Genomic DNA, 12,314 nt, shown 5'->3' on the forward strand with positions numbered 1-12,314 from the left:
CCGTTCAGCGGCCGTCTCAGCCGGCGAGCAGCGTCCGCACCCGGTCCGCGCCGACCGCGAGGAGCAGCGTGGGCAGGCGGGGGCCGGTCTCGCGGGTGACGAGCAGGCGGTAGAGCAGGGCGAAGAACTCGCGCTGGGCGACCTTGAGCTCGGGGGTCGGCTTGGCGTCGGGCTCCAGGCCCGCCATGACCTTCGGGACGCCGTAGACGAGGGTGGTGAGCCCGTCGAGCGACCAGTGGGTGTCGAGGCCCTCCAGCAGCATGGCCAGGGAGCGGCGGCCCTCCTCGTCGAGGGAGGCGAGCAGCTCGGCGTCGGGCTCCTCGCGGACGAGGGTGCGCTGGTCGGCCGGAACCTGGGTGGTGATCCAGTTCTCGGCGCGGTCCAGGCGCGGGCGGACCTCGTCGAGGGAGGTCAGCGGCTTCTCCGGGTCGAGGTCGGAGAGGATGCGCAGGGTCTGCTCGTCGTGTCCGGCGGTGATGTCGACGACCGACGCGAGGGTGCGGTACGGCATCGGGCGCGGGGTGCGGGGCAGCTCGTGCGAGGCCACGCGGACGGCGCGCGAGTACGCGGCGGCGTCGGCCGGCAGCACGGAGCCGTCGGCGACCTTGCCCTCCAGCTTGTCCCACTCGTCGTAGAGCCGCTGGATCTCCTGGTCGAAGGCGATCTTGAACGACTGGTTGGGGCGGCGGCGGGCGTACAGCCAGCGCAGCAGCTGCGGCTCCATGATCTTCAGCGCGTCGGCCGGGGTGGGGACCCCGCCCTTGCTGGAGGACATCTTGGCCATGCCGCTGATGCCGACGAAGGCGTACATCGGGCCGATGGGCTGCTCGCCGCCGAAGAGGCCGACGATCTGGCCGCCGACCTGGAAGGAGGAACCCGGGGAGGAGTGGTCGACGCCCGAGGGCTCGAAGATCACGCCCTCGTAGGCCCAGCGCATGGGCCAGTCGACCTTCCAGACCAGCTTGCCGCGGTTGAACTCGGACAGCTTGACGGTCTCGGTGAACTGGTCCTCGGTGCAGACGTAGGTCAGTTCGGTGGTCTCGTCGTCGTACGCGGTGACCTTGGTGAAGTCCTTGTCGCACTGGCCGCAGTACGGCTTGTACGGGAAGTACTCGGCGCCCTCGGCGCTGCCGTCGTCCTCGCTGGCCGCGCCGGAGCCCTCGGCGGCCTCGATCTCGGCCTCGTCGAGGGGCTTCTGCTGGGGCTTCTTGCCGCCCGGCTTCTGCTTGGTGCGGTACTGGTCGAGGACGGCGTCGATGTCGGCGCGGTGCTTCATCGCGAACAGGACCTGGTCGCGGTAGGCGCCGGAGGTGTACTGCTCGGTCTGGCTGATGGGGTCGTACTCGACGCCCAGCTCGGCCAGGGCATCGACCATGGCGGCCTTGAAGTGCTCCGCCCAGTTCGGGTACGAGGAGCCCTCGGGGGCGGGCACCGAGGTCAGCGGGCGGCCGATGTGCTGGGCGTGCGACTCCTCGGTGACGCCGGGGATGCCCTTGGGGACCTTGCGGTAGCGGTCGTAGTCGTCCCAGGAGATGAGGTGGCGGACCTCGTGGCCCCGGCGGCGGATCTCGTCCGCGACCAGGTGCGGGGTCATGACCTCGCGCAGGTTGCCCAGGTGGATCGGGCCCGACGGGGAGAGGCCGGACGCGACGACGATCACCGGAGCGCCAGCGACTGATGTTTTCGCGCCGGGGGCTCGGCGCTCCGCCTCGGCGATGACCTCGTCCGCGAAACGGGAGACCCAGTCGGTCTCTGTGCTGCTCTGCGCGCTCTGAGCCACGACACGTCCTTCTATCTCGAATGCTGGCTTCGGCCATTCTCCCAGACGGACGGGGCCGCTCCGGGGTTGCTTCCGTCTGGTGATACGGCGCCGATATGCCGGGAAGCGGGGAGCCTCCGCGTGGGATACTCGGCACTTGTCGGAACACCCAAGTACACGCTCGGGCACAACCTCACAGGAACGGCAGCTCATGGCCTCGGTCCCTTCCCTCGCTTCCTCCGTCGAACAGCGCGTCTCGGACGCCCTCGCCTCCGCCCTGCCGGAGGCCGGTGCGGCCGACCCGCTGCTGCGACGAAGCGACCGGGCCGACTTCCAGGCCAACGGCATCCTGGCGCTCGCGAAGAAGGCCAAGGCCAACCCGCGGGAGCTGGCGACGACCGTGGTCGAGGCCATCCCGACGGGTGACCTGATCAAGGAGATCGAGGTCTCGGGCCCCGGGTTCCTCAACATCACCGTCTCGGACGAGGCGATCGTCCGGACCCTCGCGGCGCGCGCCGCCGACGACCGCCTCGGCGTGCCGCTGTCCCCGACCGCGGGCACCACGGTGATCGACTACGCCCAGCCGAACGTGGCCAAGGAGATGCACGTCGGCCACCTGCGGTCGGCCGTGATCGGCGCGGCGATGGTGGAGATCCTGGAGTTCACGGGCGAGAAGGTGGTCCGCCGCCACCACATCGGCGACTGGGGCACCCAGTTCGGCATGCTGATCCAGTACCTGCTGGAGCACCCGCACGAGCTGGACCACAAGGACGGGGAGGGCGAGGCGTCCGGCGAGGAGGCCATGTCCAACCTCAACCGCCTGTACAAGGCCTCGCGCGCGCTCTTCGACTCGGACGAGGAGTTCAAGACGCGGGCCCGGGCGCGGGTGGTGGACCTCCAGGCGGGCGACGAGGAGACCCTCGCGCTGTGGCAGCGGTTCGTGGACGAGTCGAAGATCTACTTCTACTCGGTCTTCAACAAGCTGGACATGGACATCCAGGACCCGGACGTGGTCGGCGAGTCGGGCTACAACGACATGCTGGTGGAGACCTGCAAGCTGCTGGAGGAGTCGGGCGTGGCCGTCCGTTCCAACGGTGCGCTGTGCGTGTTCTTCGACGAGTACAAGGGCCCGGACGGCAACCCGACGCCGCTGATCGTCCAGAAGTCGGACGGCGGCTTCGGCTACGCGGCGACCGACCTGTCGGCGATCCGCGACCGCGTGGGGAACCTGAAGGCGGACACGCTGATCTACGTGGTGGACGCGCGGCAGTCGCTGCACTTCAAGATGGTCTTCGAGACGGCCCGCCGCGCCGGCTGGCTGAACGAGGACGTCAAGGCCGTCCAGCTGGCCTTCGGCACGGTCCTGGGCAAGGACGGCAAGCCGTTCAAGACCCGTGAGGGCGAGACGGTCCGACTGGTCGACCTGCTGGACGAGGCGGTGGAGCGGGCGACGTCCGTCGTGCGCGAGAAGGCCGAGAAGGTGGGCCTGACCGAGGCGGAGATCGTCGAGAACGGCCAGTACGTGGGCATCGGCGCGGTGAAGTACGCCGACCTGTCGACGTCCGCGTCCCGCGACTACAAGTTCGACCTGGACCAGATGGTCTCGCTGAACGGCGACACCTCCGTCTACCTCCAGTACGCGTACGCCCGGATCCGCTCCATCCTGCGCAAGGCGGGCGAGCGCCGGCCGGCCGCGCACCCGGAGCTGGAGCTGGCCCCGGCCGAGCGCGCGCTGGGCCTGCACCTGGACGGGTTCGGCACGCTGGTCGCGGAGGCGGCGCAGGAGTACGCGCCGCACAAGGTGGCGGCGTACCTGTACCAGCTGTCCTCGCTGTTCACGACGTTCTACGACCAGTGCCCGGTGATCAAGCCGGAGCCGGAGCTCGTCGTCGCCGAGAACCGCCTGTTCCTGTGCGAGCTGACCGCCCGCACCCTGAGCAAGGGCATGTCCCTCCTGGGCATCCGCACCCCCGAGAAGCTCTGACGCACCGCCCCACGACGGCCCCCGGCGCAAACCACCCCGCGCCGGGGGCCGTCGCGCTCTATCGTGGAAGGCGTCCGATCCGAGGAGGAGCCGGGAATGACGACCGCGACGCCTGCGCCGGGTGGATCCGTACCGCCGATGCCGGAGTACACGCCGAAGGCCCTGCGCGCCGCCATAGCGGCTCACGCCCCGGCCCTGCTGCCGGACTTCGACTCCGCTTGGCGGCGCCAGATCTGCGACGCCTACGACATCGGTCCGGTCCCGGCGTTCATGGCCCGCTGGTGGGGCGAATACGCCCTCGCGCGCGATCCCGGGCTCGACCGGCACGTGGCGGGCCTGGAAGCCCGTGCCGCCGAAGCCACGGACGCCGACGCGGCCCGTGAGCTCCTCGACGCGGCTTCCCGCATCCGCTACCGGCTGCGTGCCCTGGAGCCCGGCGAGTGAGCGAGGAGTTCACCGGGCCGCCGTGGGCAGTTGACTACACCCAGGACGCCGAGAAGTACCGGATCAGCCTGCCCGACGAACCCCGGGAGGCGTGCCGTGAGGCCCTCTTCGAGCTGCTGACCGCACGCCACCCGTACCGCGGGGAGAACGTCGAACCGGGCGCGATCGTGGTCGAGGAGTTCTGGCAGTAGCCGGCGCCGTGACGCCCGGCGGTCGACGGCGCCCTCGCCGGGGGGTCGCGCGTTTGTTCGGCCGGGCAACATCAAGCGGTAGCCGCCCGTTCACACGGCCCTCCTACGTTCGGCGCGACCGTGCCGAACACCCGAGGGGAATCTCCCGCACATGCGCCGCAGACCGTTGAAGACGCTCACCGTCCTGGCCATAGCCAGCGCCGTGGCCGCCGGCACCGCCGTCACCGCGAACTCCGCGCCCCAGCAGAGCGACTCGCACCAGGACATCCGGAACGTCATCTACCTCCTCGGTGACGGAATGGGCCGCACCCACGTGACGGCCGCCCGCGACCGGTTCATGGGCGCCGGCGGCAAGCTCACCATGGAGACCCTCCCCAACACGGGCGCGGTCGCCACCTACGCCGTCGAGAAGAACAGCGCCAAGCCGGCCCTGGTCACCGACTCGGCCAGCTCCGCGACCGCCTGGGCTTCCGGTGTGAAGACCTACAACGCGGCCATCGGCGTGGACGCGTACGAGAAGAAGGTCGGCACGCTGATGGAGCAGGCCCACGCGGCCGGCTTCGCCACGGGCAACGTCTCCACCGCCGAGATCACCGACGCGACCCCGGCCGCCCAGTTCAGCCACGCGCTGCTGCGCGGCTGCCAGGGCCCGACGTACTCCGACGCCGCCTGCCTGCCCAAGAAGGACGACGGCAGCTACGAGGCCGCCCCGGCCGACAAGACGCTGGTCACCCCGATCGCCGAGCAGATCGCCCGCAACGGCACCGCCGACGTCATCCTCGGCGGCGGCCTGGCCCGCTTCGAGCCGGACGACCAGAAGGCCCTCCAGGCGCAGGGCTACCAGGTCCTCGGCAGCTTCGGCGACCCCAAGCTGCCCGCGCAGACGGCCGCCAGCCAGAAGGTCGCCACCAAGGCCGACCTGGACAAGGCCAACGGCAAGAAGGTCATCGGCCTGTTCAACCGCGGCAACCTGACCGTGGAGCACAACAAGGCGGCCCTGCCGGCCGACGCCGCGCAGAAGCAGGAGCCCTCGCTCGCGGACATGACCCGCAAGTCGATCCAGCTGCTGACCGACCGCAAGGGCGGCTCGTACGACCGCGGCAAGTCGAAGAAGGGCTTCTTCCTCCAGGTCGAGGGCGCCCAGATCGACAAGCGCTCGCACGCGAACGACGCCGCGCAGACGCTCGACGAGATCAAGGCGTTCGACGACGCGGTCAAGGCCGCGTACGAGTTCGCGAAGAAGGACGGCCACACCCTCGTGATCGTCACGGCGGACCACGAGTGCGCCGGCTTCAACATCATCGAGAAGGGCACGTACACCAACGCCGAGGCCGTCGCGCCCCCGGCCAACACGGACGCCGGCAACCCCGCCAACAACAGCGTGCCCTCGCGTTCCTCCTCGGGCGCCAAGGACCCGGCCCGCTCCAGCGGCATCGTCAACGGCGCGGGTGCCGGTGACACGAAGAACTTCGCCCCGGCGACCTTCCGCACCCCGGACGACCCGAAGGACGTCAAGGACGGCAGCCCCGAGGCCAGCCTGTGGCTGACCTACCTGTCCGGCAACCACACCGGCGCGGACGTGCCGATCTTCGCCTACGGCCCGGGCGGCAACGCCTTCGCCGCGAGCCAGATCAACACCGAGCTGTACGGCAAGATGTACCGCTCGCTGTTCGGCCGCTCCCCGCAGCAGCACTGATCCCCGGGCGGCCGGGGCCGGGGGCGCACTACCCCGGCCCCGGCCGCCCGCTTTTCCCCCAGGAGCACCCCCGATGTCGCTGACGTACCTCCCCCGCGCGGCCGCCGCCGCCACCGCCGTGGCCGCCCTCCTCGCGCTGGCCACCGGCTGCTCGGGCGCCGCAGCCCCCGCCGCCAAGGACCCCGCCCCGGCCGCCGCCCCGGTGTCCCTGCCCGCCCCGCGCAGCGCGCCGGCCCCGGCCGCCGTCCTCACCCCCGCGCCCGCCGCGGGCGAAGTCCGCACCGAGCAGGGCCCGTTCACGGACCGGGTGAAGCTGACGGACCTGAAGCTGACCGGGACCCCGTCCGTCACCGGCCACATCGCCATCAGCTCGGACGTCAGCGACACCCTGGCCCTGGAGATCACGGCCGCCTACTACGACGCCCAGGGCCGCCTGCTGGGCACCGGCAGCTTCCGCTACCAGGAGGAGGGCGAGGACTCGCACGCCCAGGAACACCACGACGGCCCCCGCGCGGCCGGCGACGGCGTCGACTTCACCGTCCCCGCCGACCACCTCACGGGCACCCCGGCGAGCGCGGTCCTGACGATCCCGGTCCTGGTGAACGAGTAGCCGCCGCGGGACCCCGCCGGTCAGTCGAGGACGCGTCTGACCGGCTGACCGGTGATGCGGGCGATCGTCTCGAAGTCGGCGTCCTGGTGGAGGACCGTGAGTCCGTGCTGCCGGGCGATGACGGCGACCAGCAGGTCGACCGGACTGGCGCACTGGTGCGCCCCCGCGTCGGCGAGTTCGCGCTGGAGGGTGGCCGTGTCCTCCCAGACGGAATCGCGCGCCACCCAGTACGGGAAGGTCTCCTTCAGGAGGCCGTCGGCCTCGTAGTACGCGGGACGGCCGCCCACCGCCCGCAGGAACTCCTGGCGCACGGGCTCACAGAGCCCGACCAGCCCCGCCGCGACCGCGCCGTCCCACTCGGGATCCGCCTGGCCCCGGTAGAAGCGCACGAGCGCGCTCGTATCGATGAGGAAGCTCTCACTCACGCAGCCGACTGCTCCTTGCCGCCGTCAGGCTCTGCCCCGTAGCCGATCGCCCCGAAGTCGATCTCGCCGTCGGAGACCATCTGCCGCATGCGCTCCACGGCGGCGGCGCGGCGGCGGCGGTCCGCGACCTCCCGCAGTGCGGCGTTGACGGTGTCCTTCTTGGTCGTCGTGCCGAGGTGACGGGCCGCCTCGGCCAGAGCCTCGTCATCCAGGTCGATCACGGTTCTGGACATGGACGCCTCCAGGTGACGGGTACGGTGCCGACTGCGCGTATATCCGATTCCCAAAAAGGATATACCCTCGCGCCCGTCACGTGACGCGAGTCACAGGGAACCTTCCCCCGGGCCGCCGCCTCCTCGATGTGTCGGCAACGCACACACCAAGGGGGACCCGCATGCACACGGACGACACCACACGCCGCAGGACCGGAACCGCACTGGCCGCGCTGCTCGCCGCCGACGGGCTGGCGCACCTGTACTGGGCCACCGGCGCCACCTGGCCCGCCCCCGACGAACGCGCCCTCTCCCTGGCGGTCCTGGGCACGGAGGTCTCCTTCGCCCCGCCCGTCGTCCTCCCGCTGGCCGCGCTCACCCTCACCGCCGGCGCCGCCGTCCTCGCCCACTCCCGCCGCCGCGGCGGCCGGGCCGCACGGGCCGTCACCGGCGCGGTGGCGGCGGGCCTGACCGTACGCGGCCTCGCGGGCCTGGCCTGGGCCGCCGGGCTCCTGCCCAGCCCGCCCGACAGCCCCTTCCACACCCTCAACCTCGCCCTCTACACCCCCGCCTGCCTCGGCTTCGGCTGGGCGGCCGCACGGCTGGCGCGCGCCAGATGACCCCGGCCGACCGCGAACGCGGCATCGCCCTCGCCCGCGCCGCCCGCGCCGGGAACACCCTCGCGCTCCACGACCTCCTCGACCACCTCACCCCCTACGTCACCCGGATCTGCGCCCCCATCGCCCTCGCGGACGGCCCGGACGCCGCCCAGGAGGCGCTGCTGGCCGTCTTCACCGCCCTGCGCGCGCTGCGCGACCCCGAGGCGCTGTACGGGTGGGTGCGGGCCATCGCGGTCCGCGAGGCCGTCCGCACGGCCCAGCGCGGCTCCCGCGCCCGCCCCACGCCCGACCTCACCGACGTCCCGGCCAAGGGCGACCCCCACCTGGCCTCGGACATCGAAGACGTCCTGGCCCGCCTCTCCCCCGCCCACCGGGCGGTACTCGTCCTGCGGGACGTGGAGGGCCTGGACGAGGAGGCCGCGGCCGCCGTCCTGAACGTCCCGCCCGGCACCGCCAAGTCCCGCCTCCACCGGGCCCGTTCCAGCTTCCGAAAGGCGTGGTCCGCATGAGCCGCGAGATCGACGACATCCACCGCCTCCGCATCATGGCGGCGGGCGTACGCGGCGCGACGGTCGTGGAACGGACCCTCCCCGCCCCCTTCGAGGAGGTCTGGCCGCTCATGTCCGCCCTGGACTTCCTCCCCGACCTGCACCACACCCGCCTCCTCCACACCGAGGGCGACCGGATCGAACTCCTGGCCCGCAGCAAGTACGGCTTCCGCGCCCGCCTGCGCGGCTACCGCCGGCCGGGCTGGTGCTGGCTCCAGAGCCGCTTCCTCCTGGTGGGCCTGGCCGCCGCCCCCGTCCCGGAGGGCACCCGGATCGCCCTGACGGGCGGAGTCCGCGTCCCCACCCGGGCGGCGGTCCTCCCCTTCGGCACCCAGCCGGAACTGGCCGCGGCCGCCCGCCGCCTGGAGTCCCGGCTGGCCCCTAGGCCGTCTCTTCCGGATCTTGCCTGACCCGCGCCGCCCGGCACCGCACCTCGCCGCCTTGGCAGGGCACCAAGTACGTCCAGTACGGCGGCGCCCCGCCAAGGCGCCGATGCACGGCACCGGACAACGCGGGCTTGACCGGCAAGATCCGAAAGAGACGCCCTAGCCTGGCCCGCCGGGAGGCGACGGGTTCACCCGGACGGCCCGGTTCCGCCCCGCAGGGACGGGTAGGGGACGCCCCGTCCACCCCCGCCCCACCCCGGAGGCCCCCGTGCCCGACATGAACGGCCCCTACAAGCCCGGCACCCCCTGCTGGATCGACCTGATGGTCCCCGACCAGCAGGCCGCCCTCGACTTCTACTGCGACCTCTTCGGCTGGCAGGGCGAGGTGGGCCCGCCCGAGCAGGGCGGCTACTCCGTCTGCACCCTCAAGGGCAAGCCGGTCGCGGGGATCATGAAGGCCATGAACCCGGACGGCACCACCCCGGACCCCATGCCCCCCACCGTGTGGACCACCTACCTCTCCACGGACGGCATCGACTCCACCCTCAAGTCCGTCACCGACGCCGGCGGCACGGTCATGATGGGCCCGGTGGACGTCATGGACCTCGGCCGCATGGCCGTGATCGCCGACCCGGCCGGCGCCGTCGTCGGCCTCTGGCAGCCCGGCACCTTCGACGGCGCGGCCATCGTCAACGAGCACGGCGCCCTGATCTGGAACGAGCTGACCACCCCCGACCTGCCGGGCGCGTCCGCGTTCTACTCCTCGATCCTGCCCGTCTCCACGGCCCGCTCCGAGCTGCCCGGTGCCGAGGACTACCTCGAGTTCCAGGTCGCCGGCCGCGCCGTGGGCGGGATGATGGACCTGAGCAAGCTCCCGCCGGGCGTTCCGCCGCACTGGCAGCCGTACTTCCACGTGGACAGCGTGGACGACATCCAGGCGGCAGCCGTCCGCGCCGGCGGCACGGTCCTGGCCCCGGCCTTCGACATGGCGGCGGGCCGCATGGCCGTCCTGGCCGACCCCCAGGGCGGAGCGTTCTCCGTCATCACGGCCTCCATGCAGGAACAGCCGGCCTGACCGACCCCCGGCCCGGCCTCAGAAGGGGGGCCAGGGAGAGCCCGGCGGAGGCGTCGGGTTCTCCCGCTGACCGTCGCGCATGTGCGGCGGCCAGCGCCGGTCGATGACGGCCGCTGCCTCCTTGCAGGCACCGCAGGCACTGTCCCACCCTGGCATCCACGGATACGGGGAGGCCGAGAGGCCCTCGTGCCGAATTCCGCACAGGGTCGCGCCGGAACCCGTGTAGGCGTAGGCCAGGTCGTAGGCGTGGGCCACGCCCTCGGGCAGCCGGGGCGACTCCGCCCGCTCCCACCGCTCGTCCACGGGCGCGTACTGCGGCCGCGAGGCCTCGCGGGGGTCGTGCCCCAGCTCGGTCCACGCGTAACACCAGCCGCAGAACCACCGCTCCCTCACGGGCAGCTGCCACGCCTCGACCGGTTCCCTCACGGGCCACGCCCGCATCTCGCGCCCACACACGTCGCACGTCACGACCCGATCGTGTCACGGCCGTCGCAGCGGAACTCCGCCCAGACGACCTTCCCCGGCGACCGGGGCAGCACCCCCCACACGTCGGAGACGCCCTCCACGATCCGCAGCCCGTTCCCCGGGGCCCGCCCCAGCATCCGCGACCGCCCGGGGCCGCTGTCGTGCACCTCGACGCGCAGGCAGCACCCGAAGCTCAGCAGCCGCACCCGGTACGACCGGCCGCGCGGCACCCCGTACCGCAGGGCGTTGGCCGCCAGCTCACTGACACAGAGCACGACGTCGTCCCGCCGATCCGCCAGCCCCCACGCATCGAGCGTCTCCCGAACGAAATCCCGCGCCGCGGAGACCGTTTGATAGGCCCGGGGGAACAACCGCTCGCGCATCAGCCCGGGTTGAGTATTTAGATCCACGGGACGAGGGTCGCGTGGCGTGACTAGCCTGCGACAGAGCGCCGACCCGTACTCTGCAACGAGTACGGGCGGTCAGGGGATATTCCACGTCCGAAGGCGGGGAGTTCATCGCCATGCCAGCCAAGAAGCGCCCGCGCCCCAACGCGACGACCATGAAGATGGTCGGCCGCCAGGTGGCCGCTGCAAGGATCGCGAAGAACCTGACCCAGAAGCAGCTCGCCGACCTGATCAGCGTCGATGAGGAGAGCATCGGCTCCATCGAACAGGGCCGACGGGCGCTCATGCCGCACGTCGCTGAACTGCTGGACCTCCATCTGGGCCTGCCCGGCACGCTGACCGTCGCGGCCAACGAGATGCCTGCCGTGGACGTGATCCCGCCCTGGGCGGAGGAGTACATGGAGCTGGAGAAGCGGGCCATCGCTCTGTCCTGGTACGACAACCAGGTCATCCCTGGTCTGCTCCAGCCCGAGTGCTACGCCCGTGCCGTCTTCGCCTGCCGCGTCCCGGCCTACCACCAGGAGAAGATCGACGCACTGACCGCCGACCGGCTGGACCGCCAGAAGATACTGCACCGCTCGACCGCTCCGACGTTGAGCTTCGTCATCTGGGAGCCCGTCATCCGCCACCGCATCGGTGGCCGCAGGGTGCACGAGGAACTGCTGCGCTACCTACTCGCCTGCGCGGAACTCCCCGACGTTTCCATCCAGGTGATGCCACTCGACCAACCCATGCACGCGGCCCTCGATGGCCCCTTCACCCTCCTGGAAACCGCCGACCACCAGCACATTGGCTACACCGAGAGCCAGCGAGGCAGCCATCTCGTCACCGACCAGGACGAGGTCAGCATCCTGGCGCGCAAGTATGCGATGCTGCGGACGCAGGCACTCAACACACAGCAGACGCGAGGGCTGTTGGACCGCCTGCTAGGAGAGCTATGAGCACCGAACTCATGTGGTTCAAGTCCAGCTACAGCGGCAGCGAGGGCGGCCAATGCCTCGAAGTCGCCGTCACCTGGCGTAAGTCCAGCTACAGCGGCAGCGACGGCGGCGACTGCATCGAAGTGGCCACCACCCCCACCGCCATCCACGTCCGGGACAGCAAGGTCGAGGACGGTCCCGTCCTCGACCTCGCCCCCGCCAGCTGGGCGGCGCTCACCGGCTGGGTCAGCGGGTGATCGGGTACGACGTGCGGCCCGACGCGTCGTCGATCTCGTCGTGCGCCTTGCTGAGCAACTGTTCCTTCAGATCGTTCAGCGCGCGGGCCGCCGCGATCTCCTCGCCCACCCGGGCCTGATTACCGTCACTGGGGTGACGGCTGGCGTACCCGTGCCCGCGGACCTCGTTACCGTCCGGGAGCCGGACCAGGGCCGCCGCCCGGGTGCGCTTGTTGTCCTCCTGGAACTCCATCTCCACATGCCATCCGACGGCATCCTTCATGGCGATCACCTCCGTGGCCGCTGAATTCCAGGGTGCACCCGGCGGCCCGCCCG

Annotated in this window: 17 protein-coding genes; 11 read left to right on the top strand and 6 right to left on the bottom strand. The window is 71.5% G+C overall.

Going from position 1 to position 12,314, the window contains the following annotated elements; genetic code table 11:
• Positions 1-16: 16 nt before the first annotated feature.
• Positions 17-1,780, bottom strand: a complete 1,764-nt coding sequence (lysS, locus tag ACFY0O_RS21745) for a lysine--tRNA ligase (RefSeq protein ID WP_388948785.1) — start codon at positions 1,778-1,780, stop codon at positions 17-19.
• A 190-nt stretch (positions 1,781-1,970) separates the two neighbouring features.
• Here lysS and argS point away from each other — a divergent pair, with 190 nt between their 5' ends.
• The 5 genes from argS (at position 1,971) to ACFY0O_RS21770 (ending at position 6,684) form a co-directional block, all read left to right on the top strand.
• Positions 1,971-3,743 (top strand): arginine--tRNA ligase, encoded by a 1,773-nt coding sequence (gene argS / locus ACFY0O_RS21750; RefSeq protein WP_388948787.1) that lies wholly within the window; start codon positions 1,971-1,973, stop codon positions 3,741-3,743.
• Between the two features lie 96 nt (positions 3,744-3,839).
• Positions 3,840-4,187, top strand: coding sequence for a DUF6247 family protein (locus ACFY0O_RS21755; protein WP_388948789.1), 348 nt, complete (start codon positions 3,840-3,842; stop codon positions 4,185-4,187).
• On the top strand, positions 4,184-4,378 hold the full coding sequence (locus tag ACFY0O_RS21760; protein ID WP_388948792.1) for a hypothetical protein: 195 nt from the start codon (positions 4,184-4,186) through the stop codon (positions 4,376-4,378). Before ACFY0O_RS21755 ends, ACFY0O_RS21760 begins: the two co-directional genes overlap by 4 nt.
• Positions 4,379-4,529: 151 nt before the next feature.
• On the top strand, positions 4,530-6,074 hold the full coding sequence (locus tag ACFY0O_RS21765) for an alkaline phosphatase (RefSeq protein WP_388948793.1): 1,545 nt from the start codon (positions 4,530-4,532) through the stop codon (positions 6,072-6,074).
• A 73-nt stretch (positions 6,075-6,147) separates the two neighbouring features.
• Positions 6,148-6,684, top strand: coding sequence for a hypothetical protein (locus ACFY0O_RS21770; protein WP_388948796.1), 537 nt, complete (start codon positions 6,148-6,150; stop codon positions 6,682-6,684).
• Between the two features lie 20 nt (positions 6,685-6,704).
• Here ACFY0O_RS21770 and ACFY0O_RS21775 read toward each other — a convergent pair whose 3' ends face one another.
• Entirely contained in the window at positions 6,705-7,109 is a 405-nt protein-coding gene (locus ACFY0O_RS21775; RefSeq protein WP_388948799.1) for a PIN domain nuclease, read from the bottom strand.
• Complete coding sequence (locus ACFY0O_RS21780; RefSeq protein WP_388948802.1) at positions 7,106-7,342, bottom strand: type II toxin-antitoxin system VapB family antitoxin; 237 nt, start codon at positions 7,340-7,342, stop codon at positions 7,106-7,108. The genes ACFY0O_RS21775 and ACFY0O_RS21780 overlap by 4 nt, the downstream gene beginning before the upstream one ends.
• Before the next feature lie 161 nt (positions 7,343-7,503).
• Here ACFY0O_RS21780 and ACFY0O_RS21785 point away from each other — a divergent pair, with 161 nt between their 5' ends.
• From ACFY0O_RS21785 to ACFY0O_RS21800, 4 genes are all read left to right on the top strand, one after another.
• A complete protein-coding gene (locus tag ACFY0O_RS21785; protein WP_388948805.1) occupies positions 7,504-7,941 on the top strand; it encodes a DUF3995 domain-containing protein in 438 nt (145 codons plus the stop codon).
• Complete coding sequence (locus ACFY0O_RS21790; RefSeq protein WP_388948808.1) at positions 7,938-8,450, top strand: RNA polymerase sigma factor; 513 nt, start codon at positions 7,938-7,940, stop codon at positions 8,448-8,450. Before ACFY0O_RS21785 ends, ACFY0O_RS21790 begins: the two co-directional genes overlap by 4 nt.
• Complete coding sequence (locus tag ACFY0O_RS21795; protein ID WP_388948811.1) at positions 8,447-8,899, top strand: hypothetical protein; 453 nt, start codon at positions 8,447-8,449, stop codon at positions 8,897-8,899. Before ACFY0O_RS21790 ends, ACFY0O_RS21795 begins: the two co-directional genes overlap by 4 nt.
• Before the next feature lie 253 nt (positions 8,900-9,152).
• Entirely contained in the window at positions 9,153-9,950 is a 798-nt protein-coding gene (locus ACFY0O_RS21800; protein ID WP_388948911.1) for a VOC family protein, read from the top strand.
• An 18-nt stretch (positions 9,951-9,968) separates the two neighbouring features.
• Here the strand turns inward: ACFY0O_RS21800 and ACFY0O_RS21805 are convergent, their stop codons facing one another.
• Both ACFY0O_RS21805 and ACFY0O_RS21810 read right to left on the bottom strand, forming a co-directional pair.
• Positions 9,969-10,418 carry a hypothetical protein gene (locus tag ACFY0O_RS21805; RefSeq protein WP_388948814.1) on the bottom strand — a complete coding sequence of 150 codons (450 nt, stop codon included), beginning with the start codon at positions 10,416-10,418 and terminating at the stop codon, positions 9,969-9,971.
• Positions 10,415-10,798 (bottom strand): ATP-binding protein, encoded by a 384-nt coding sequence (locus ACFY0O_RS21810; protein ID WP_388948817.1) that lies wholly within the window; start codon positions 10,796-10,798, stop codon positions 10,415-10,417. The genes ACFY0O_RS21805 and ACFY0O_RS21810 overlap by 4 nt, the downstream gene beginning before the upstream one ends.
• A 140-nt stretch (positions 10,799-10,938) precedes the next feature.
• Here ACFY0O_RS21810 and ACFY0O_RS21815 point away from each other — a divergent pair, with 140 nt between their 5' ends.
• Together ACFY0O_RS21815 and ACFY0O_RS21820 are read left to right on the top strand one after the other, a co-directional pair.
• The gene (locus ACFY0O_RS21815; protein ID WP_388948819.1) at positions 10,939-11,763 is read left to right on the top strand and encodes a Scr1 family TA system antitoxin-like transcriptional regulator; all 825 of its coding nucleotides are present in this window, start codon (positions 10,939-10,941) and stop codon (positions 11,761-11,763) included.
• Entirely contained in the window at positions 11,760-11,999 is a 240-nt protein-coding gene (locus tag ACFY0O_RS21820) for a DUF397 domain-containing protein (RefSeq protein ID WP_388948821.1), read from the top strand. The genes ACFY0O_RS21815 and ACFY0O_RS21820 overlap by 4 nt, the downstream gene beginning before the upstream one ends.
• Here the strand turns inward: ACFY0O_RS21820 and ACFY0O_RS21825 are convergent.
• On the bottom strand, positions 11,989-12,261 hold the full coding sequence (locus ACFY0O_RS21825; protein ID WP_388948824.1) for a DUF1876 domain-containing protein: 273 nt from the start codon (positions 12,259-12,261) through the stop codon (positions 11,989-11,991). The two genes, ACFY0O_RS21820 and ACFY0O_RS21825, sit on opposite strands and share 11 nt — an antisense overlap.
• Positions 12,262-12,314 lie beyond the last annotated feature (53 nt).

Origin of the sequence: Streptomyces sp. NPDC001594 (assembly GCF_042893675.1) — a bacterium.
In the GTDB taxonomy this organism is placed as follows: Bacteria; Actinomycetota; Actinomycetes; order Streptomycetales; family Streptomycetaceae; genus Streptomyces.